A 21,326-nucleotide genomic window follows, 5' to 3' on the forward strand; every position below is an offset into this window, starting at 1 on the left:
ATGATTGCAAAAGACGGATATTCTACCATAGCATTGGTTCTTTTGGTCTCAGTGATGGTATGTGGGTTTGCTTTCTACTTCCTTGATCATTGGTTCAGGTATATACTTCTTTTTTCAATCATTGCACTAAGCGGGCTGACCATCTTTTTCTTCCGTGATCCTGACCGGGATATACCGGTCGGAGATGAACTGATTATTTCTCCTGCTGATGGAAAAGTTGTTTTTGTTAAAGAAATAGAGGAGTCAGTCTACATTAAAGGTAAAGCTACTCAGATAAGTATTTTTCTCTCTCCACTTAATGTGCATGTGAATAGAAACCCGGTATCAGGCGATCTTCAATATCTTAAATATCACCCCGGGGAATACCTTATGGCTTGGGCGGAACACGCTTCTGAGCTAAATGAAAGAGCAGATTTTGGAGTTCTCCATCCATCGGATACCAAAATATTTTTCCGGCAGATCACCGGATTCCTGGCTCGTAGGATCGTATATAATATCAAAGAAGGTGATGAACTAAAGGCAGGTGAACGATTTGGGATCATGAAATTCGGATCACGAATGGATGTTGTAGTTCCCGGAAATGTTGAGGTTAAAGTTAAGCCCGGAGATAAAACAGTTGCAGGTGAATCAGTGCTTGGAGTTATTAACGCATGAAATACCCCATTCAAAAGAAATACCATACATTTAAAGAACGGCAAGAACGTCGCAAAAAAAGCAAGCCTCCCGTAAATAAGAAGATCGCAGTACCCAGCTTTTTTACATTAATGAATTTATTCAGCGGTTTTTTGGCCATCATCTCTATTTCAGATGGAGATTTTGTGCGCGGAGCTTGGTTAATTGCCCTTGCAGGTTTATTTGATGTTTTTGATGGATTAATGGCCCGGCTTGCAGATGCCACAACTGACTTTGGTATCGAGCTTGATTCTATCTGTGATATGGTCTCTTTTGGAGTTGCCCCGGGTTTTTTGATCTACATCTGGAGCTTACATGAATTGGGTTTTGTGGGAATCATTATAAGTGCTCTTCCGCCACTTTGTGGAGCTGTTCGCTTGGCACGTTTTAATGTGAATGCAAGACTCGAGCCCACCAAAAATTTCTTTATTGGTCTTCCAATTCCAGCTCAGGCTATTATGTTAGGAGCTTTTTTCCTCACATTCAGAGATTCACTGGATGTTTTTGCTTTTCTTGAAAATGGAGTCAATTCTGCTCTCATCCCATTTACGGTCGTTATCTCATTTCTCATGGTGAGCACATTACCGTTTGATAAGATCCCTCGTTTTGACCGTGAAACTATTCGTCAGCAGAAGGGGAAGTTTATTCTATTTCTTCTATACCTTGTACTCATATTGATCTTTAAAGAATATGGACTAATGGCCGTATTTATCATCTTTGTCCTTAAAGGGATTACAATTGGTGCCATCCAATTCTTCACTGATGATTATGGTCCTGCAGGAGTAGATAAATTTCAGGATTATAGTTGATCTTTTAAGATCTCGTGTATTTTCTCAGCTGCCTTTCCATCGCCAAATATGTTTAATGTGGAGTGATTTATCGTAGATTCAAGTAATGCCTTTGATCGGCTTACGATCTTGGAAATATCCGTTCCTACAATTTCTCCTAAACCCGCTTCAATAAGCTCCCGGCGTTCCGTTTCATTTCTCAGGATAAGTACAGGTTTTCCCAAAACCGTGGCTTCCTCCTGAATTCCTCCCGAATCGGTAAGAATGAGATCGGCTCTTTTAAGTACATGTAGGAAAGGAAGGTATTCCATAGGATGAGTTTGGATCATCCTTGTATTATTTAACCGACTTTTATCTAAAGCTGCTTTAACATTTGGATTCGGGTGAATCGGAAAAATAACTTTTAGATCAGGTTGAGTAGCTAAAAGCTCTTCCACCGCCTTAAAAATTTGAATAAGTGGAGCCCCATGATTTTCGCGGCGGTGCGCAGTAAGTAAAATAAGTTTTTCGTCCTTTTCAATTTCGGAAAGAATGGAAGGGGAGGATTTTGAGAAATCATCAGAACCTATGATCATATTCAAAGCATCGATCACCGTATTTCCTGTCACAAAGATCTTCTCTTTTGAAATACCTTCCTTTACAAGGGCATTTCTATTTATAGCCGTTGGGGCAAAATGAAGCTGCGCGATCTGAGAAATTTGTCTTCTGTTCATTTCTTCCGGAAATGGACTGTATTTGTCATAACTTCTAAGCCCGGCTTCAACATGAGATACTGGAATTCGTTTATAAAACGCTGCTAAAGCTGTTAAAAAAGAAGTAGAGGTGTCACCCTGGACCATTACATGTTCCGGCTGATATTCATCCAATACTTTGCTGAGTTTAGGGAGTAGGTCGCTTGTTAAAGAAAACAGATCCTGATTTGTTTTCATGATCTCGAGATCAACATCAGGAGAGATTCCAAATAAAGAAAGCATTGGGTCTGCAATTTCGCGATGCTGACCGGTATGCAATAACTTTAACTCATAACTATCTCTTAGCTCTAAAATTACCGGGGCCAGTTTTATGATCTCAGGTCTTGTACCGAATGCGATCAATAATTTCTTCATGATATCAATGTTTGATAATTCTCAGCAGTCATTTTTGCAACCTTATTCCAAGTGTAATTCTGCAGGATATGAACTTTAAGATCATCAGATTGCTCTTGTGCTAAAGCATTTTGGATTCCTTGTAGCAAAGAACTGGCAGAGTTCGGATCGATGTAGTTAACATGATCTCCAAAATATTCTTTAGTCCCACCATTCTTTGTTATTACTATCTGTGAGCCCGTTAGTGCTGCCTCCATGGCTGCAATACCCGGTGTCTCAAACTGGGAAGGCAATACAAATACTTTTGAAGCTGCATACGCAGAAGCCAGCAGCTCTGAATCATGATCCAGCGTTTCGATCAGGATTACATTATCCAGTTCTGAAGCCATGTTTAGACATTTTTTCCCGTATTCATCATCATAGAATGAACCTATGATCACCACGGGCACAATCATTTTATCACTGATTTCAAGGAGCTTGATAACATTTTTTCGTTCAGCACCGGCTTGTCCTGCAAACAAGACAAAGTCTTTACATCCATATTCTTTCACAAAAAGATCAGGCTTTGCATGTTCAAAGTGGGACTCAACCCCGTTTGGTGTAACTATAATTCGTTCTTCAGGAATAGAAAAAGCCTCCCTGATCATCATCGACTCATCAGCAGTATTGGGGAGGAGGAGATCTGCTTTTCTGCAAAGATCTCTTTGAACGCTAAAATCGGATCTAATCCCCCTTGATAGAGGTTTTAGAAATTGTTCAACATTTAAAACTCTATTTATAAAAGATGCACTTCGATTTGAATAAAAGATAGGGGACAATACGATTGGGATATCCGTATTATAAAGTTGATTGACGATGCCAATATTTTCAACAGAAGCTCCAAAAATGTGAACAAGGTCAAGGTTTAACTCGGAAAGATCCTCCCAGGGGGATAGTTTAACAGTCACAATTCCAAGCTCATGGATCTTAGAAATAGTATTAAGGGCCTGATTTCTCATTCCTCCGTTAACGGCTGCAATGCTCATGGGTGCTACATATCCAACCTTCATAACCGAATCCTGTTTTTCCAATCCCATAGAGATGTTTTAAGCAATCGAAGATCAGTTGTGTGCATTTCTTCTATCTTTTTATAAGATGGCAGATCTCTGCTGCGGTATTCATTTCTCGGAATCGTGTTAAGGTCAAACTGATCAGCTTCAGCTTGTAATAAATGGAACCCCTGATGATCGGTAGAAGCTTGAAAAATTTGACTATTATTTGAATTTATCTCCATTGTAATACCATCATAGTAGGCTTCAAACGTATTTTTTTTTCGTTTGATCCAGAAATCTGCATATTCTGAAAATGTAAGATTCTTAAAGCCTTTTTTATTGATCTCTTTGAAGATTTGTTCAATCACATCAATCCCGGATTGCATAGGATGATGATAAAATAAAATGGGTTCGAAACGAGACGTTTTATTTTCAATAACTTGATTAAAATAGCGACTCATTTGGTCCTTATCATAATGACACCGGTTTAAACTTCCGGTACAAATGGGATGAATTGGAATCTGAAGTCTGTTATCAGCAGCAGAAGAAGTGATCGGGAATCCGTCATACTTAAAAGTGAATTCAGAAGTGTATTTGAAGTCAAAGTCTGATAATGCTTTTTTCAAAGAATTATTCCAGATACCATAGGGTGCACAATATCCACCTGATCTAAATTTTGATGATTCTAATAACTCATTGCCTTTCTTAATATTACAATATGTTTTAACTGATGAATTTGATGTCCCGTGTTTATATCCATGAAGCGCAATTTCCTGGTTTTCATAAGACTGAAATACGTCGAGCCAATTTTCATGAGCTTCCACGTGCAGAAACCAGGTTGCCTTTATATCATGTTTGGAGCACAGATCGTACAAGTTTTTGAGGGATGTCTTATCTCCAAAATCACTGTCAATTCTAAAACAAAAGATCGGTTTTTCTGTAGGAGAGGTCCATTTCGTATTAAAAGGAAGTTCTCTTTCATAGTGAAGGTGTGCAATGGTTGCCCGAAATACTTCTAATAGTTCATGCTTTGAAACAGCGCTTACGATCTCGTCAGGGGAACGCATATCACCAGCATAGAACCGTTTTCGTTTGTATTGAGTAGATCGTAAAACCTTAGGAAGGTCAACACCTAAAAAACCAAGTACTCCATGTTTATTCTTTTCAAAATAGACCATCCCATTGAATATTTTTGATCTTTGATGGAGGTCAATGCTACAGTACAGGTCTAAAAATGGAATGTGATGAAAAGCTTCAGATTGAGACCGATCAATAACAGTTTTTTTGAATGTGGTCCTGGTTTCTTCTTTATTTGTAAAAGCATGGACGTCCTTCAATTCTAACAATGCCCCACCTTCTATTAAGTAGTTATTAAGAAGAGGTATTTCGGCGCTATTTGGTGCCTCATTAAGAATGAGAAGGCTATATTGTGTTAATAGTTTACTGCTGTATTCAATCTCTTCGAACCAAAGTCCAAGATCATTGAGAATGTTTTCCCAATCTTGAGTGAGTTTCTGAATTCCTATGCAAAGCCTTTGGTTCATGTGCTCAACTTGCTTTTTATCCACAGCATATGTTGCCGGTCTAAAACTCCGGTTTTTACGATTACTAAAATAAAGATTATAGATGCAATGAGGGCATTTATCAGGGGCATTAATGGACTTAAACTAAATAATAAAAAGAGAATGATTGCGAGCGGATAACTTATCAGTATAGGTTTAACATAATTTGAAGGGATGACTTTTCTGAACCAGAAATAGGTAAAAAAGGTGATAATAATTTCAGCAAAAACCACTGAAATGGTTACCATCACAAGATCGCCAAATGCAGCAATTCCGAATATAATAAGTGCTGAAACGGTGCCACCGAAACAGGTTGCAATGAAAAATTCTTTGTCTTTATTGGTCGCGATCAACCCAAATGAGAACAGACTATTTATAAAAGTTACGGATATCATTACTGAGAGGATTTGAAGAACTACCACACTTTCTGCATAGTTATCCCCAAAAAGTAAGAAGATAATCTGTTCAGCTCCGATCGCAGTAGCCATTCCGATAAGAGCACCACCTACAGTTAAAATCCCGTAGATAAGTTTTACTTTACTAACTGCCGCCGAACGATTTTGGCTCCACATCGAAGATAGATTCGGTAGCAGTAAGTTCACGAACACGCGATCGACCATCATAGCTATTAAAACGATCTTAAAAGCAGCGCCATAGATTCCTGCATCTCTCAAAGACATGAGCGCTCCCACTAATAGAGGCGGTAAAAGACTAACAACTTGTGCAAAAAACTGACCTAACCCTAATATAGAGCTTGTTTTTAAGAGATCGGGATAGATTTGAAATCCACGTGAGGGGAGTGAAAAAGGTTTGTCTTTGAGTGCAAAGGTACCCAATGTTAAAGCAGCAGTTACAATTCCGACTGTATAAAGTACGGGAACCGTGGTTACATCTTCGACAGTTTCGACCATGAAATAGATCAATATAAAATAAGTCAAACCGTTTAAAACTTTAGAAAGTGCAATTTTACCGAACTCTTGCTTTCCGGCATAAAACCATTCCATAAGTGCCATATATGGGATAAGAGAATACAAATAACCCAACATTACTTGTTTTTCGATCTCTCCCATATCTATCATTGAAATCACCATGGTAGAGATAATTAGAACGATGATCCCTAAAAATAATCTTAACCTGAATACCTCCAGAACCCTGAAGATCCTTTTAGAAGGCTGTTTTGCTGTCTCTCTAGTGCCAATTTGGTGTAATCCAAGATCGGAGAACCAGGTGGCGTAGCCCAATATTGAAATAGCCACCGTGATCAAGCCATAAAACTCAGCTCCTAGAACTCGGGCCAGATAAATGGAGGTAATAAATGAAAGCCCTCGTCCTGCTATATCACCAAAAGAGATCCAGAAAGCTTTTTCCTTCAGGTTAGCCATTTAACTCCGTTATTTTCACTCTGAGTAATGCTTTCAACTCATCTGCATTGGTAAACAAGTGAATATTTGAAAGATCTTTTGTTTCACTTAAACAACCGATATTAGGTGCAATAATGGTTTTATTATAGGATTCAGCCATATGAAAACCACCGGAGGATAAGATCTCACGATAGTTGAATACACAAATGTCTGTTGCTGAATAAAACCAGGGAACATGTTCTTCAGGGATAAATTCAGCGATCAATTTGATGCAATTATATTTATTCACTTTTGATATAAGCTCTTCATAGAGATCCATGTTTCCTTTTTTAACAGGTCCTGCAATGATAAGTTTTGATGATAGTTCTTCCTTAATAAGTATATCAGCTATTTCCTCTATTTGTTTGTAGCGACTTATATTACCAAACATTAATAGTATTGTGTCGTCAGGATCTATCCCGCAATCATAATTTTTATTGAGATGAGAAATCGCAGTAGACTTTGGAATAGGGTCCGTTGGGAAATCAGGATGAGGTATTATTGTGAATTTTTCTTTAGGTGCCTTAAGCCTGTCACTCATCAATGAGACTGCAGCAGAACAATGCACGTGCAGAATATCTGTCCAGCGTGCCATTTTCTTGTGTAGATATCGATGAAGTCCTAAATACTTTTGGTTATGAGGAAATTCATTATGCAAAGTCCAGACTATATGCCCCCCAAAAAGCTGGAAGAGATAGATACACAACATCTTCCAGGGCATCCCCAATAATGACTTAAAGTCCTGGAATTCCAGCCAGTGGTAATGAAGTATTGCCTTCCTGTTAGTAAGAATTCCTGCTACCAGTTTAAAGTGGTGAAAGATGCTGATAGACTTGATTTCATAAGAATCGGAGCCGATAAGATCTTCATAAAGCAGATACAGATAGTCAGTTTTTTTGTGGGTGTGGCGTATCAAAGGCACTACATAAATAATATCTGCATCTTTACTGATTGATTCATAGATCTCGGATAGGGAAGAGGCCTCCATATATATTCTTTTAAAATTTATACTGAATTCCGATGGAATGTACCGTTCCGTAACCGGTATTAAAAGGAATTAGCGCATAATTAAAAGTGATCTCATCGGTAGAAAAGCCGGCTCCAAAAGAAATGGGGCGTACATTATTTTGTGTTTTGTATCCACTGCTCAATTCCAGTACTTCTGCTATCATAAACTTAAGACCTAAATTCACATAGTTCTCAGAAGCACTGTAATCGGCAAAGTCCTTACCTGAGGTTTCTTGAAGGGGTGATATGAAATCAGCATAAGCTGATATCAATATGGGAAGTTCACCATTCCTTTGGGCCGTAAATTCAATAAGGTCTGCAGAGATTCCTGCTCTATAGGTAGAGGGTAACTGTGTAGACTCAATATTTAATTTCTCCATCTCGCCCAGATTAGTCAGGGAAGTACCAAGACGAAGACGATCGTTAAAAAATTGAGAAGCCAAACCCACATTAAATGCATAACCATTTGCATTATATGTAAAATTCTCTTCGTTCAGATACTGGGCTGTTGCGCCGATAGTGAAGTATTTAAAATTATAAGCATACGCGGCAGCTATCGATAGGTATTGAATGGAAAAACTGCCATTGGGCTCTCCTGGGTTAACAAATTGTTGATACTCACTGCTGCCGGAAGTATAGAAAGAAAATGCTACAGCACTTCTGTTTCTTAGGAAATTGACACCACCAAAGATATTGTCAACATCTGCAATCCAGAATGAATAGCCAAGGTCAATGGATGATTTGTTCGCATAGGCCAACAAAGCGGGATTGGAATAAATGGAAGCAGATCCATCAGCTAAGGTTGTAGCAGCTTCAGCTTTAGATAGCGAATTAGGTGTTGGGGAAATATTAAGCATTTCGAAGCCGGAACCCTGAGCCAGCACGGGTGTGGAAAGTAGAATAAAGACAATAGTTAAATATCCTGTTCTCATAAATTCAATCTTAATGAAAAAACATGCATGTTGGAAATTCTATATGGCTCCATAACAAAAGAATAATCAACAGAGGGTGAAAACACATCGAAAGGGAGGTGTAAGGAGAAGCCGGAACTCAAAGCCCAGCTTTCTATTTGTCCGAAATCTGGAAGTTGCCAACCGCCCCTGAGAGTGAACCGTTCATGAGCCTGCCAAGAACCTCCAAGCCTGAATTGTACGGAACTGGTTTGTACCTCTTCAGTTGTTGATGTATAAACGGGATTTCCATCCAAAACAACTAATTCAGTATTCTCTATTTCTGAATTATATATCTGTAATTCGGCATCAGCAGAAAGGGTGAAATCATTTTCCTGATAAGCAATTCCCGTAATAATACGGGTGGGGAACTCATTAATAACATCTTGGGCTTGACTCAAATTATATAGGTTTTGAGTATTCCAGGAATAGTTAGCTAATAGATCTTTTATGGTTAGTGAGAGGTTCATATTAGCATCAGTTTGATAAAGAAAGCCGATATCGACACCGAAACTGGTCGAATTATCAAGTCGAGGGTGGTAATTGGCAATGCTGAATTTTAAACCAATACCCCCATAAAATTTCTCTGTTAACCTAAGCCCAAAGTTGCCTGATATTTGATACTCGGATGCGTCAAATCTATCCAGTGGATATCCACTTGAAGTTCTGGCATCTATATCGTTTACACCGGTTCTAATGATATTGATGGCTAAGCCGGCGGAAGGAGGAAGCGGAAGTTGTATTCCGGTACTTTGAAATACCCTGTCATATTTCAATGCACCAACAGTCAGATCTGTTTGTTTACTCCCTAATAACAAGGCTGATTGTGCAGGGTTGTAATATGGAAATGCACCTTCTGATGTAACTGCAGACATGGCATTGCTCATAGCCATGCCTCTTGCACTGTAACCAAGTCGTGTTGAAGCGCCAGCAAACCCACCGTTTTGCGCAAGTAATTCAGGCATTATTAAAAATGTTGTCAGGAATACGACAAGCCCAAAAGCTATTTTTTTAAATGTAGGTATAGCTCTCATCAATCTGCCACTAAAATTTTACCATTAATTTCTCTGCCGTTAGTTTCAATAATATAGAGATAAGGTGCATTTGCTACTTTTCTTCCTCTTCCATCATGTCCATCCCATACTGCCTCATAAGTACCTGGAACAAAGCTCCCGTTTTCAATTTCTCTAACCAGATTCATTCCAAAATCAAAGATCCGAACTCTAACATTACCTTGTTTTTCAACTTCAAACTTAATGCGAACAACTTCATGTACGGTTGGGGAGAAAGGATTCGGGTACGCATAGGCTTTTACATCCCTTCCATCTGGATCGTATCTGTTCCCTCCGGTAAGAGGAAAATCTACCCGGGTTATCTCCCAGGAAGAACCATAATCATCGGTAGAGGCAATACCATCATCAGTACCGATCCAAACTCTTTCAAGGGTTGAGGCTACAGAAAAGTACTGGGCTGAAGGTTTTATAAATGTATTGGGGCTTTTGATCTGCGGCGACCTGACCCAACTATCGCCTTCATCTTCAGAGATAAACAGCCCGTTATCTCCGGCAGCGAAAATATAGTCGTCTTTAAATCCTATATCATTAATGCGTTCGCCTTTTAAAACCTGTGTAAAACTCTCACCAACATCGTCGGTATAAACCAACCCTTGTTGTTGTGACTGATCTGCGATCCAGTTTGTAAGCCAGATACGATTCGTTTGAGGATCCTCTTTTATTGTAATGATCCAATCACCCAGTAAACCGTTCGAAGTATTATTAAAACGTAAGTGTTTCCATGAAATGCTATCTATCGGAGCACTGAGTGCATTTTCGGAAATATTGATGCCTCCGGCACTTCCGAGCCAAAGTCTGTCTTGGGAGTCTATCAGAACCCCGAATCCCAAAAGGTTATTGTCACCTCTGGGGTCATACCTGTTTATAATTTCACCGTTGTAAGATGATGTCCATTCATAATCTTCATCCGGATTAAAGTTGTCAACGGATGAGGGGGGAAGTATTACCTTTTCCCAGGAATCGCCGAAATCGGTGCTTCTCAGCAACCCTGAAGCCCAGGCAGCAACAAAAATGACATCTCCTCTTGAATCCACGGCATAAGGGGGAGATTGTTGTGGAACTGTAGTTCGTATCCTTGTGTAGGTTTCATCTCCGAACTGGAACTCTATATCACAAATAGGATCATAGGTTTCTGCAGTAGGCTCACAAGACGAAGGGGGCTCGGGGTCAAGAGGAAATTCAATGAGCCTCCAGCTTTCCCCGCCGTCAATACTGGTATAGAAACCATAACCGGAGGGAACAGGGCCGGCAGGACTTTCAGCAGAAAATCCTAAACCTGCTATTACTGTATCTTGAGTTAAACTAAGTGAGAATACACGGCTTGCCCCATTAACAACCTCAACCGCATTATCCGGTGAAAACCATTCACCGGCATTTCCAATATTCCGATTAAGTGCAGGGCTGACCCAAATTGTATCACCAATTGCGGCAATGGTGCTCACCGAATTTTGGCGAATGGTATTGAATTTATCAATGTCAGGATTCTCGGGTCCAATAACCTGAGTATACCCCAGAAAAGGAGATAAAATCAGGGCTATGGATATACATAACTTTTTCATCTATTCAATTATGCTGAATGTGGAGGTTACAGTATCACTTACCAATCCGCCCTGATCGATCGCAAAGTATTCCAGGAAATAGGTGTCAGACTGATTCTGCTCATTGATTTGAAAAGTCAGGGTAAAGAGGGAATCGTTTGCTATTTCATCACCTCCATTTGTGCCATCATCGTAAAGAGGAAAAGGGGAATTACCAACTTCTCCGTTAGTTTTACTGATAAGTCTCATAAAAACATTCTCGATCGTATTCTGACCATCCTCATCAGTTACTTTTGCAGTGAATGTGACATTCTGGTTACCCGAAGAGGGGAGCTGAATCTCATCCGGGTTATCAGTTTCTAAAATCACCGGTGCATTGTTGGAAATACCACTAATCTCAAATGAAGCCTGAGCAAAATTTCCAACCCCTGTATTTGATGATGGAAAAGCATTAATGATAAATTCTTCAAAGGAAGTAGTTGAAGTTTCTATTGGAATTTCGATCCTAAAATCACCGTTTTCAGAATTTATTATATCAAATGTACCTGCGGCGATCTCTGTTCCGGAGCCTTTATCTGCCATAATGTACAATGGTGGTTGGTCATTAGAGATATTTATGGTGGATACAAATACCTCGACAGTAATAGTAGTGTCGTCTTTAAAACCGTCTTCTTCAACCGTGAATTCTACATTTTTTGGCTGAACCTGAATATGAGTAATAGCTGGGGCATCCTCCAAAACAGAAGCTGGACCAGGAGTTTCATCACAAGCGGATATGATAGAACCAATGCTTAAAATGGAAAAGCAGATGAATATTTTCTTCAAGACAATAGCTTCTTTAATTATGAGAGTAATGGTACGAATTCGGTATTCTTAAATCCAATACGTAATTATAAACTGATATTTACCTCATTCTTATTGCATGTACGTATTGATGCCTGTATATTCGACGCGTTATGAAAAATAAAAACGCTCATATGAATTCTTGGTGGTGGCCGGTTGCTATAAATAGCAGTGGGCATCGTATGTAATTGAGCGATTGAAAAGAATTTTTTAAAAAACCCACTGTTCGATGAATAGTGGGTTTTTTTGTTTAAATAAACTACCACGAAATCACTCAAAGTAAATTTAGTGCTTTTGTGTTTTAGTATTGGTTCAAATGAATAAAAAACAGTTTTTAGAACTTAGTAAAGATTATACGGCTATCCCCATTTATCGGAGATTGTTATCAGATGTTTTGACTCCGGTTTCTCTGTTTTTGAATATCAGAGAAGCCGCAGAATTTCCATTCCTACTTGAATCGGTAGAAGGAGGAGAGCAGCTTGCCCGTTATTCTTTTATTGGAAGGAATCCCTATCAAAAACTGATATTTGACGGCGAAAAAACGACTCTGGAGACTAAGGACGGTACAGAAAAAGTAAAATCAACATATTTTGATAAGCTAAAAGAGCTTACAACAGCTTATTCTGAACCGCCACTTCCTGAGCTTCCGAGATTGAAAGGCGGTGCCGTTGGATTTTCTGCCTATGATACTTTTCGTCAGGTAGAGGATCTGCCAAATGTTCCTGAAGATGACCTCAATCTGCCTGAGGCCATATGGGCCTTTTATGATGAGATCTTAGCGATTGATCATGTGAAGCATCAGGTGGTTTTGATTAAAACGATTTTTACGGAAGAGGAATCAGATCTGCATATTGCATATGAAAGAGCACAGCAGAGTCTGGATGAAATGGAGGAAGCTGCACTGAGCTCTAACTACCAAAGCCGCCCATTCAGTATTGATACTGAATCTCTCACCAGTAATATGACTCAAACTTACTTTGAGCAGATCGTAAAGAAGGGTAAAGAGTATATTTATGAAGGTGATATCTTCCAGGTCGTGCTTTCACAAAGATTTGAGGCTGATATGAGTGGAGACCCGTTTATGTTATACCGGGCTCTCAGAATGGTGAATCCCTCTCCATATTTATTCTATCTGGATTTTGATGAGTTTCAATTGGTGGGTTCATCACCTGAAGTTTTGGTACGTGTACAGGAAGGCAAGACGAGAGTTCTTCCTATAGCAGGTACTCGTCCTAGAGGGAAAACACATGAAGAAGATCTGGCATTGGAAAAAGATCTTAAAAATGACCCAAAAGAAGTGGCTGAACATATCATGCTGGTAGATTTGGGGCGTAATGACCTCTCCAGGGTTTGTAAACCAGGCACGGTTAAAATGGAGCGGAATCAGGTTATAGAGCGCTATTCTCACGTTATGCATATTGTAAGTGATGTTATAGGTGAGTTACAGGATGATCAAACCTCCGTTGATGCATTGATGCAATGTTTCCCTGCAGGTACAGTAAGCGGTGCCCCTAAGATCCGTGCAATGGAGATCATTGATGAACTTGAACAAACAAAACGTGGAATCTATGCAGGGGCGGTGGGGTATTTTGATTTTTCAGGAAATATGGATACTTGCATTGCCATTCGTACCATGGTTGTAACAGGGAACAAAGCGTATATTCAAGCTGGAGCAGGAATAGTGGCTGACAGTAATGCCACTAAGGAATTCGAGGAAACGCAAAACAAAGCAGGAGCTCTTATTCAGGCGCTTAGCGTAGCTTTAGATATTCAGTGATTACCGGAGTATTTTTTGGAAACTTTGAGATTACTAAAAACCTTATACACATTATATAACTAATAAGATCAATGAGTAAGAAAAAGACTATTTTATCAGGTATAACCCCATCTGGAAAACTTCATATTGGCAACTATTTTGGGGCAATTCGCCAGCATATAGCTATTCAGGATAAAGGAGACGCCTTTTATTTTATAGCCAACTATCATTCTCTTACATCTGTAAATAAAGGGGAAGAAGTACGCCAGAATACCTGGGACATTGCTCTTGATTACCTTGCATTAGGACTAGACCCTGATAAGTGCACTTTTTTTGCTCAGAGTGATGTGCCACAGGTTACAGAACTTGCATGGATATTGGGGACTCTTACTCCGGTAAGCCTGATGGAGAAAGGTGTTTCTTACAAAGATAAAGTTGCACAGGGTATGAATCCCAACATCGGGCTTTTTACCTATCCCATTCTTCAGGCTGCTGACATCTTGATTTATCACTCGGATGTGGTGCCGGTGGGTCAGGACCAGAAACAAAACATTGAGATTTGCCGGGACCTTGCCGGTAAATTTAATCATACATATAACGGTGAGTATCTTAAACTTCCTGAAGAACATATTGTAGAATCGGTAGCTGTGGTGCCGGGTATAGATGGACGAAAAATGAGCAAAAGTTATGACAACACGATCAATATTTTTGCGGAAGGAAAGGCTTTAAAAAAGCGCGTGATGTCTATTGAAACTGATTCCACTGCTCTTGAAGACCCTAAAGATCCTTCCACAGACAATGTTTTTGCACTCATTAAACTATTTACCGACAAGGAAAAACAGGATGAGATCTCTGAGAAGTACCGTGCGGGAGGATATGGTTACGGACATGCCAAAAAGGAACTTTTAGGCATGATAGAAAATTACTTTGGTGAGGCCCGAGAACGAAGACGTGAGTTGGTTAAAGACATGGATTATGTCCGTGACATACTCCGTGAAGGCGGAGAGAAAGCCCGTGAACGTGCTGAGAGTGTTATGGAACCTATCAGAGAAGTAACAGGAATTGTACGGCACTTTTGATTTTAACATTGCTTTAGGAAATAAATTTAACCCAATCATCAACATCAGTGATCCTAATTATTGACAACTACGACTCATTCACCTACAACCTTGTGCATTTGGTAGCGGCAGAGACCGAGGATTACAAAGTGATCCGTAATGATGCTATGACTTTGAATGAGATCCGTGAACTTAAGCCAACCAAAATATTGATCTCGCCCGGACCGGGGCGTCCTCATGATGCAGGAATAACCGAAGAGATCATCCGTGAACTTGGTAAAGAGATACCGATATTGGGAGTTTGTTTGGGACATCAGGCTATTGGTGAGGTGTTTGGAGCTAAAGTTGTACATGCCCCTAAGTTAATGCACGGCAAGGTTTCAAAGGTATCACATAACGGAAATTATATATTTGATGGTGTTGAAAAAGACTTTGTTGCTACACGTTATCATTCCCTAACCTTAGATCCTGATACTTTACCAAAAGTACTTGAGGTAACAGCTTATTCCGATGATGATGTTATACAGGGAATCCGTCACAAAAAATTTCCTATTCAAGGGATTCAATTCCATCCGGAAAGTATTCTTACTACAGAAGGACCCAAATTAATTTCAAACTGGTTAAGACAATAATCCATGGATTTTAAAAGTATACTCAATAAACTCTCATTCTCTGAAAACCTTAGTCAGGTTGAAGCTGAAATGGCAATGAATATGATCATGAGTGGGGACGTTTCAGAGGAGCGTATAGCCTCTTTCCTTACAGCCATGCGATTAAAAGGAGAGACTATTGAAGAATTGACTTCCTTTGTAAAAGTAATGCGGTCTAAGGCCGTTAAAGTAGATGTAGATATAGCCGGTGCTATTGATCTTGTCGGAACAGGAGGCGATCAGTCGGGTACCTTTAATATTTCAACAGCAGCCTCTTTTATTACTTCTGCAGCCGGAGTGCCGGTAATAAAGCATGGAAACCGAAGTGCTTCTAGTAAATGCGGAAGTGCTGACGTTTTGGAATATATGGGAGCATCTATTGAATTGGGTAAAGAACAGGTAGAACAGGTTTTTGATGAGATTGGCATGGCCTTTATGTTTGCTCCTATTTTTCATCCGGCTATGAAATACGTGATGCCAACTAGACGTGAATTAGGCTTTCGAACCTTTTTCAATATTTTGGGCCCGATGGTGAATCCGGCCGGAGTACAACGTTATGTTATTGGCGCATTTAACAAAGAAGTAGCCAAAAAAATGGTCCATATCCTGGCCAATCTGGACACTGATTTTGCTTACACATTTAATGCCCATGACGGGCTGGATGAAGTGAGTCTTACTTCTCAATCTGAGATCTTTGAATTAAAGGATAAAGTAGTTTCAACCTCTATCATATTTGACCCGGAATCTATTGGCTTCCAAAAAGTTAGCATGGATGAACTAATGGGGGATGGAAAAGAAGAAAATGCAAAGATATTGACCAATATCATGGCAAATGAAGCAACGGAAGCGCAACAAAATATCGCTTTACTGAACGCCGCTTTTGCCATTCAGGCATCCGGAAAAGTAGAGAAGCTTGAAGATGCGAAAGATCACGCGGTGGAAGCACTTAAATCGGGTAAGGCTCGCAAGATGCTAAACGATTTTATGGATGCCACAAACGATGCAATGGGTACTTTTAAATACTAATTGAACTTAACATGAGTAACGTGCCATCTGCATCACAATACTATTCGAACCTAAGTAACTTTAATGAGTAACATATTAGAACAAATAACTGCTCAGACAGCTTATGACCTGGTTAAACGTAAGAAACAGGTCTCTTTTGCAGATTTCAATTCCTTTGAGGGATTTGAAAAAAAACATCTGTCTTTTAAAAGCACTTTAAGTGGAACCGACTCCATATCCATTATTGCCGAGGTAAAAAAAGCTTCCCCCTCAAAAGGTGTTATACGTCCGGATTTTGATCCGGTAGATATTGCCTTAAGGTATGAGGAAGCAGGTGCTGCTGCTATCTCAGTGTTGACTGATAAACCGTTTTTTAAAGGTGATCTGGACTATTTAGAGGCCATCTCAAAACGTACGCAACTTCCATTACTCCGAAAGGACTTTATTATCGATCCCTATCAGGTCAAAGAAACAAGGGCTTATGGAGCGGATGCTGTATTGATCATTGTTGCTATAACAGAGGGAAAACAGCTTGATGAATTGATTCATGCGGCAAAGGAATTTGGACTCGACGCACTGGTTGAATGCTATGATCAGAATGATCTTGATCGAATCAACTTTGATATAGTGGATATTTTAGGAGTGAACAACCGGGACCTTAAGAACTTTGAAGTGGATGTCCATCGCGGGATCTCACTGCTAAAAAAAGCACCAAAAGGAACGGTATTAGTTTCAGAAAGTGGGTTATCTACCGGGGAAGACATGGCTTTATTACAGAAAGAAGGAATTCACTCTGCTTTAATAGGTGAATATTTCATGAGGCAAAAAGATCCGGGAAAAGCTGTAAGAGGATTGCTCGAGAATGCAAAAGTAGAATTTAAAAAGCAATACAGTTAGTTGATGAGTTACGAGAATAAGCAAACTAAAATTAAGATCTGTGGGATAACCAATTTGGAAGATGCTCGTTTTGCAGCGGGTGCATTGGTCGATTATTTGGGTTTCATATTTTATGAGAAGAGTCCCCGATATATCGAGCCGGGAGAGGCCGGGGCGATAATAAATTGGATCGAGGGGCCTGAAAAAGTAGGTGTTTTTGTAAATCAGCCTTTGGATGATGTAAATCAAATAGCAAAAGAAACAGGTTTAGACTTTGTTCAGCTTCATGGAGATGAATCTGTCGAGTATTGCGGACTTATCGAGAAGCCTATAATAAAAGTAATTCATATTGAGGAAGAAACGGTTGACTATCTTCTAAAACATCAGGTTGAACAATATGCTGAAGTAGCCGATTATTTGTTATTTGATTCAAAGATCGATGGGAAATGGGGCGGAACCGGAACGGCCTTCGACTGGAATATCTTGAAAGAAATCGGAGACGACATCCCATTTTTTCTTTCCGGAGGATTGAAGGCTGATAACATCAAAAAAGCTATAGAAACCGTTCAGCCTTTTGCAGTTGATGTTTCGAGCAGCCTGGAACAAAAGCCCGGGCTCAAAGACTTTGGCAAAATTGAAGCTTTTATGAATGAAATAAGAGCATTAGAAGAAAACTAAATCAAAAAAAGTCATTCTTACTGAAAGCAAATAACCTACATAAGCAATATAGATTTAAATCTTTCAGCCCGAGAAATCGAGGATAAGATGACAAGTTCAAACGATATTATGGCAACACAAACCAAGACTAAGACCTATAAATTTCCAGATGCGAGAGGCTATTACGGTCAATTCGGTGGAAAATTCGTTCCTGAGATTCTTATTCCCGCTATTCATGAATTGGAGGAAGAGTTTACTAAAGCTAAAGATGATCCTCAGTTTATAAAAGAGTTATCCGCATTGCTGGATGAATACGTAGGCAGGCCTACAAAACTTACTTTCGCAAACCGGCTTACCGAATATTATGGAAAGGCAAAGATCTATATGAAAAGAGAAGACCTTTGTCATACTGGAGCTCATAAGATCAATAATGCTATTGGACAGGTTCTTCTGGCTCGCAGAATGGGTAAGAAGCGTATTATAGCTGAAACAGGAGCAGGTCAGCATGGAGTTGCAACTGCAACGGCTTGTGCTAAGTTTGGCTTGGAATGCATTGTATATATGGGCGAAGAAGACATGGTTCGTCAGAAATTGAATGTCGACCGTATGCGTTTACTTGGGGCTGAAGTCCGAAGCGTGACAAGTGGTTCCAGAACCCTAAAAGATGCGACTAACGAAGCAATTCGTGACTGGGTTACCAATGTGGATACTACTTTCTATATCATTGGTTCAGTGGTAGGTCCTCATCCATACCCAATGATGGTTCGATATTTCCATGAAGTGATAGGCAATGAAACAAAGGATCAAATTGATAAAGCTGAAGGGAGGAACCCGGATTATTTAGTGGCATGTGTAGGAGGCGGCTCAAATGCCATAGGTTTTTTCTACCCATTTATAGAAGATGAAAATGTAAAGATCATTGGAATTGAAGCAGCTGGATTTGGAGTGGAATCAGGGAAAACGGCTGCGACTATGAGTAAAGGAACACCCGGGATTTTACACGGATCTCTAAGTTATCTGCTTCAAAGTGATGAAGGTCAGATCGAATTAGCCCATTCTATTAGTGCAGGATTGGATTATCCCGGTGTAGGGCCTGAACACGCGCACCTTAAAGATCTGGGTCGTGTCGAATACAATGCCGTAACCGATGAAGAAGCCATGGATGCGGTCAAATTGTTATCAGAAACAGAAGGCATCATTCCTGCACTCGAAACCGCTCATGCTTTTGCATGGTTAGAGAAATTAATGCCACAGACTTCCAAAGATGAAATTATTGTATTGAATCTCTCAGGAAGAGGGGATAAGGACATGGGCACCATTTCAGAATACATTCGCGAAAAAGACTAAAGAATAGTACACGGGTTATGAAGATACAGCGGATGATCACCGATTAATTAATTCCCGTGACTATCCGCTCGATCCGTATCATCCGCGTTCCATAACGAAATTATTATAAATAATGAATCGAATTCAAAACGTATTTAAGAATAGAAAAGACGACCAAAAACTGATGAGTCTTTTTATAACAGCGGGATATCCTGACCTGGATTCTACTGTTGATCTCATTTTGGGATTTGAAGAGAACGGAGCTGATATCATTGAGTTAGGAATGCCATTTAGTGATCCCTTGGCTGATGGCCCGACCATACAACAATCGAGTGATGTGGCCATTCAAAACGGTAATACCATGAATAAGATATTTGAGATGGTAAAGGAAGTACGCAAACATTCGGAGATCCCTATTGTCCTGATGGGTTATATGAATCCGGTATTGCGATATGGCGTAGATAAGTTCACCCAAAATGCAGAGGAAGCAGGCGTGGATGGGTTGATCATTCCTGATATCCCCTTAGAAGAAGATGGTATCATCAAAGAACAGGCAGAAAAGAATAATTTGAACATAGTTCATCTGGTAGCTCCGAATACTTCGGATGTTCGCATGAAGCAGGCCGATGAAAACTCTCAGGGATTTGTATATTGTGTTTCCGTGACGGGAGTAACCGGTGCCCGGGATGGTGAAGAAGTATCAAAATCAGTTTCACGTTTTATAGAACGGGTTCGATCTAACATCACTCTAAACCCGGTTATGGTCGGCTTTGGTATTAAGTCACATGCCGATGCCTTGGATATCGCATCAAATGCCGATGGATTTATAGTTGGAAGTGCCTTAATTGATACCATCAAAAAACACTATCCGAATGAGGGATGGCAATCTGAGTTATTCTCCTTCGTTCACTCACTTAAATTTGGAAACTAATTCGTAATTATGAAGCGCACATATTTATCACTTATTGCATCCGTTTTTCTTTTGTTGTTTATCTCATGCGATGGAGACTATCGTCCTCTTGCTGATGGTAATACCCGGGAAGTTGTTGTTGTTATGGATTCAACTCAATGGGAAAGCGAAACCGCAGAAGCCATTCGTGATGTATTTGGTAAATGGGTCTTGACTGTTCCTAATGGTGAACCTTATTATGACCTCAGATTCACTCGTATCCGATCTCAGGATCATCTGGAACGCATCAGAAGTCAAAAGAATATTATTTTTGCAGCACCCATTGATGAAGATTCCAATACCGGCCGACAAATACGTGGTTTTCTTGATGAAACCATTGAACAGCGGGTACGAGCAGGAGAAAGTTTTGCTTTCCCTTTTGAAGATCAATGGTATAAGGATCAATATGCCCTCATCTTAACTTCTACTTCTGATTCTGTGTTGGCCCAGAAGATCAGAAATACTGAAAACTCACTTCTTAGCAATATGCTTGAAAAAGAGCTGGCCAGATGGGAGTACTTTGTTTATGAACGCTATGAACAAACTCAATATTCAGATTCTCTTTGGGAAAATTATGGGTATAAAGTTCGCATTCAGCATGATTATATTAAAAATATTGATACGTTGAATTTCCATAGTTTTCGGAGATTCCTTCCCGAGAACGATCGCTGGATGTGGACCTGGCACCAAGATAATGTAGATGACATCTCTTTCTTAGATCAGGATTGGATCATTGCTACCAGAGATTCTCTTCAGGAGCAATTCATTAAAGGGGCCAGAGATTCGATGTATGTTCAGACATATATTAACGATCAGGTAAGAAGGCCTATAGAAACGGAATCTTTTCAAATGGGAAGGCTTATAACATATGAAACCCGCGGAACATGGTATATGATGAACGGTTTGATGGGAGGACCATTTGTTAATTTTACCTACTACGACCCTGATACAAACCGTTTGTTTATGGTTGATTATAATCAATTTGCCCCGAGTGTACGCAAAAAATTACCATTTGTACGTCAGTTTCGGGCTATGGGAAGAACATTTCAGTCTGATTCTACCTGGACTGTTGAACAAGAAGATCCTAATCTTTAGAAAA

At 39.7% G+C, this 21,326-nt stretch carries 20 protein-coding genes; 11 read left to right on the top strand and 9 right to left on the bottom strand.

The features are described from left to right. Both ACFSVN_RS07115 and pssA read left to right on the top strand, forming a co-directional pair. Positions 1-654 carry a phosphatidylserine decarboxylase family protein gene (locus tag ACFSVN_RS07115; RefSeq protein WP_390300471.1) on the top strand — a complete coding sequence of 218 codons (654 nt, stop codon included), beginning with the start codon at positions 1-3 and terminating at the stop codon, positions 652-654. Next, positions 651-1,481 (top strand): CDP-diacylglycerol--serine O-phosphatidyltransferase, encoded by an 831-nt coding sequence (gene pssA, locus ACFSVN_RS07120; protein ID WP_390300473.1) that lies wholly within the window; start codon positions 651-653, stop codon positions 1,479-1,481. The genes ACFSVN_RS07115 and pssA overlap by 4 nt, the downstream gene beginning before the upstream one ends. Here pssA and wecB read toward each other — a convergent pair. The 9 genes from wecB to ACFSVN_RS07165 all read right to left on the bottom strand — a co-directional run bounded on the left by wecB (position 1,472) and on the right by ACFSVN_RS07165 (position 11,932). Next, positions 1,472-2,566 (bottom strand): non-hydrolyzing UDP-N-acetylglucosamine 2-epimerase, encoded by a 1,095-nt coding sequence (gene wecB, locus ACFSVN_RS07125; RefSeq protein WP_390300475.1) that lies wholly within the window; start codon positions 2,564-2,566, stop codon positions 1,472-1,474. The two genes, pssA and wecB, sit on opposite strands and share 10 nt — an antisense overlap. Then, on the bottom strand, positions 2,563-3,621 hold the full coding sequence (locus ACFSVN_RS07130) for a glycosyltransferase family 4 protein (protein WP_390300477.1): 1,059 nt from the start codon (positions 3,619-3,621) through the stop codon (positions 2,563-2,565). Before ACFSVN_RS07130 ends, wecB begins: the two co-directional genes overlap by 4 nt. Then, positions 3,591-5,144 (bottom strand): polysaccharide deacetylase family protein, encoded by a 1,554-nt coding sequence (locus ACFSVN_RS07135; protein WP_390300479.1) that lies wholly within the window; start codon positions 5,142-5,144, stop codon positions 3,591-3,593. Before ACFSVN_RS07135 ends, ACFSVN_RS07130 begins: the two co-directional genes overlap by 31 nt. Then, positions 5,117-6,520, bottom strand: coding sequence for an oligosaccharide flippase family protein (locus ACFSVN_RS07140; RefSeq protein ID WP_390300481.1), 1,404 nt, complete (start codon positions 6,518-6,520; stop codon positions 5,117-5,119). Before ACFSVN_RS07140 ends, ACFSVN_RS07135 begins: the two co-directional genes overlap by 28 nt. Further along, the gene (locus tag ACFSVN_RS07145) at positions 6,513-7,526 is read right to left on the bottom strand and encodes a glycosyltransferase family protein (protein ID WP_390300483.1); all 1,014 of its coding nucleotides are present in this window, start codon (positions 7,524-7,526) and stop codon (positions 6,513-6,515) included. Before ACFSVN_RS07145 ends, ACFSVN_RS07140 begins: the two co-directional genes overlap by 8 nt. Positions 7,527-7,536: 10 nt before the next feature. Further along, a complete protein-coding gene (locus ACFSVN_RS07150; RefSeq protein WP_390300485.1) occupies positions 7,537-8,478 on the bottom strand; it encodes a PorV/PorQ family protein in 942 nt (313 codons plus the stop codon). Then, positions 8,475-9,461 (bottom strand): hypothetical protein, encoded by a 987-nt coding sequence (locus ACFSVN_RS07155; protein ID WP_390300487.1) that lies wholly within the window; start codon positions 9,459-9,461, stop codon positions 8,475-8,477. Before ACFSVN_RS07155 ends, ACFSVN_RS07150 begins: the two co-directional genes overlap by 4 nt. A 68-nt stretch (positions 9,462-9,529) precedes the next feature. Further along, positions 9,530-11,128, bottom strand: coding sequence for a hypothetical protein (locus ACFSVN_RS07160; protein ID WP_390300489.1), 1,599 nt, complete (start codon positions 11,126-11,128; stop codon positions 9,530-9,532). Further along, on the bottom strand, positions 11,129-11,932 hold the full coding sequence (locus tag ACFSVN_RS07165) for a hypothetical protein (protein WP_390300490.1): 804 nt from the start codon (positions 11,930-11,932) through the stop codon (positions 11,129-11,131). 334 nt (positions 11,933-12,266) lie between these two features. Here ACFSVN_RS07165 and trpE point away from each other — a divergent pair, with 334 nt between their 5' ends. The 9 genes from trpE (at position 12,267) to ACFSVN_RS07210 (ending at position 21,322) form a co-directional block, all read left to right on the top strand. Next, positions 12,267-13,727 carry an anthranilate synthase component I gene (gene trpE, locus ACFSVN_RS07170; protein ID WP_390300492.1) on the top strand — a complete coding sequence of 487 codons (1,461 nt, stop codon included), beginning with the start codon at positions 12,267-12,269 and terminating at the stop codon, positions 13,725-13,727. Positions 13,728-13,798: 71 nt separating this feature from the next. Beyond that, positions 13,799-14,785, top strand: a complete 987-nt coding sequence (gene trpS / locus ACFSVN_RS07175; protein ID WP_390300494.1) for a tryptophan--tRNA ligase — start codon at positions 13,799-13,801, stop codon at positions 14,783-14,785. Between the two features lie 47 nt (positions 14,786-14,832). Next, the gene (locus ACFSVN_RS07180; protein WP_390300496.1) at positions 14,833-15,396 is read left to right on the top strand and encodes an anthranilate synthase component II; all 564 of its coding nucleotides are present in this window, start codon (positions 14,833-14,835) and stop codon (positions 15,394-15,396) included. Between the two features lie 3 nt (positions 15,397-15,399). After that, on the top strand, positions 15,400-16,440 hold the full coding sequence (gene trpD / locus ACFSVN_RS07185) for an anthranilate phosphoribosyltransferase (protein ID WP_390300498.1): 1,041 nt from the start codon (positions 15,400-15,402) through the stop codon (positions 16,438-16,440). Between the two features lie 63 nt (positions 16,441-16,503). Further along, the gene (trpC, locus tag ACFSVN_RS07190; protein WP_390300500.1) at positions 16,504-17,316 is read left to right on the top strand and encodes an indole-3-glycerol phosphate synthase TrpC; all 813 of its coding nucleotides are present in this window, start codon (positions 16,504-16,506) and stop codon (positions 17,314-17,316) included. Positions 17,317-17,319: 3 nt separating this feature from the next. Further along, on the top strand, positions 17,320-17,973 hold the full coding sequence (locus ACFSVN_RS07195; protein ID WP_390300502.1) for a phosphoribosylanthranilate isomerase: 654 nt from the start codon (positions 17,320-17,322) through the stop codon (positions 17,971-17,973). Positions 17,974-18,081: 108 nt separating this feature from the next. Further along, entirely contained in the window at positions 18,082-19,299 is a 1,218-nt protein-coding gene (gene trpB / locus ACFSVN_RS07200) for a tryptophan synthase subunit beta (RefSeq protein WP_390300504.1), read from the top strand. A 112-nt stretch (positions 19,300-19,411) separates the two neighbouring features. Then, the gene (gene trpA / locus ACFSVN_RS07205; RefSeq protein ID WP_390300506.1) at positions 19,412-20,209 is read left to right on the top strand and encodes a tryptophan synthase subunit alpha; all 798 of its coding nucleotides are present in this window, start codon (positions 19,412-19,414) and stop codon (positions 20,207-20,209) included. A gap of 9 nt (positions 20,210-20,218) precedes the next feature. Further along, on the top strand, positions 20,219-21,322 hold the full coding sequence (locus ACFSVN_RS07210) for a DUF4837 family protein (protein ID WP_390300508.1): 1,104 nt from the start codon (positions 20,219-20,221) through the stop codon (positions 21,320-21,322). Positions 21,323-21,326: the final 4 nt, after the last annotated feature.

This window comes from Gracilimonas halophila, from assembly GCF_042684365.1.
In the GTDB taxonomy this organism is placed as follows: Bacteria; Bacteroidota; Rhodothermia; order Balneolales; family Balneolaceae; genus Gracilimonas; species Gracilimonas halophila.

What these genes read in the sequence shown, in the direction of transcription:
- trpD (WP_390300498.1), top strand. Translation starts at nt 15,400, where the DNA reads ATGGATTTTAAAAGTATACTCAATAAACTCTCATTCTCTGAAAACCTT.
- ACFSVN_RS07210 (WP_390300508.1), top strand. Translation starts at nt 20,219, where the DNA reads ATGAAGCGCACATATTTATCACTTATTGCATCCGTTTTTCTTTTGTTG.
- pssA (WP_390300473.1), top strand. Translation starts at nt 651, where the DNA reads ATGAAATACCCCATTCAAAAGAAATACCATACATTTAAAGAACGGCAA.
- trpC (WP_390300500.1), top strand. Translation starts at nt 16,504, where the DNA reads ATGAGTAACATATTAGAACAAATAACTGCTCAGACAGCTTATGACCTG.
- ACFSVN_RS07160 (WP_390300489.1), bottom strand. Translation starts at nt 11,128, where the DNA reads ATGAAAAAGTTATGTATATCCATAGCCCTGATTTTATCTCCTTTTCTG.
- ACFSVN_RS07140 (WP_390300481.1), bottom strand. Translation starts at nt 6,520, where the DNA reads ATGGCTAACCTGAAGGAAAAAGCTTTCTGGATCTCTTTTGGTGATATA.
- wecB (WP_390300475.1), bottom strand. Translation starts at nt 2,566, where the DNA reads ATGAAGAAATTATTGATCGCATTCGGTACAAGACCTGAGATCATAAAA.
- ACFSVN_RS07195 (WP_390300502.1), top strand. Translation starts at nt 17,320, where the DNA reads ATGAGTTACGAGAATAAGCAAACTAAAATTAAGATCTGTGGGATAACC.
- trpS (WP_390300494.1), top strand. Translation starts at nt 13,799, where the DNA reads ATGAGTAAGAAAAAGACTATTTTATCAGGTATAACCCCATCTGGAAAA.
- trpE (WP_390300492.1), top strand. Translation starts at nt 12,267, where the DNA reads ATGAATAAAAAACAGTTTTTAGAACTTAGTAAAGATTATACGGCTATC.
- trpA (WP_390300506.1), top strand. Translation starts at nt 19,412, where the DNA reads ATGAATCGAATTCAAAACGTATTTAAGAATAGAAAAGACGACCAAAAA.
- ACFSVN_RS07150 (WP_390300485.1), bottom strand. Translation starts at nt 8,478, where the DNA reads ATGAGAACAGGATATTTAACTATTGTCTTTATTCTACTTTCCACACCC.
- trpB (WP_390300504.1), top strand. Translation starts at nt 18,082, where the DNA reads ATGGCAACACAAACCAAGACTAAGACCTATAAATTTCCAGATGCGAGA.
- ACFSVN_RS07155 (WP_390300487.1), bottom strand. Translation starts at nt 9,461, where the DNA reads ATGCCTGAATTACTTGCGCAAAACGGTGGGTTTGCTGGCGCTTCAACA.
- ACFSVN_RS07115 (WP_390300471.1), top strand. Translation starts at nt 1, where the DNA reads ATGATTGCAAAAGACGGATATTCTACCATAGCATTGGTTCTTTTGGTC.
- ACFSVN_RS07130 (WP_390300477.1), bottom strand. Translation starts at nt 3,621, where the DNA reads ATGGGATTGGAAAAACAGGATTCGGTTATGAAGGTTGGATATGTAGCA.
- ACFSVN_RS07145 (WP_390300483.1), bottom strand. Translation starts at nt 7,526, where the DNA reads ATGGAGGCCTCTTCCCTATCCGAGATCTATGAATCAATCAGTAAAGAT.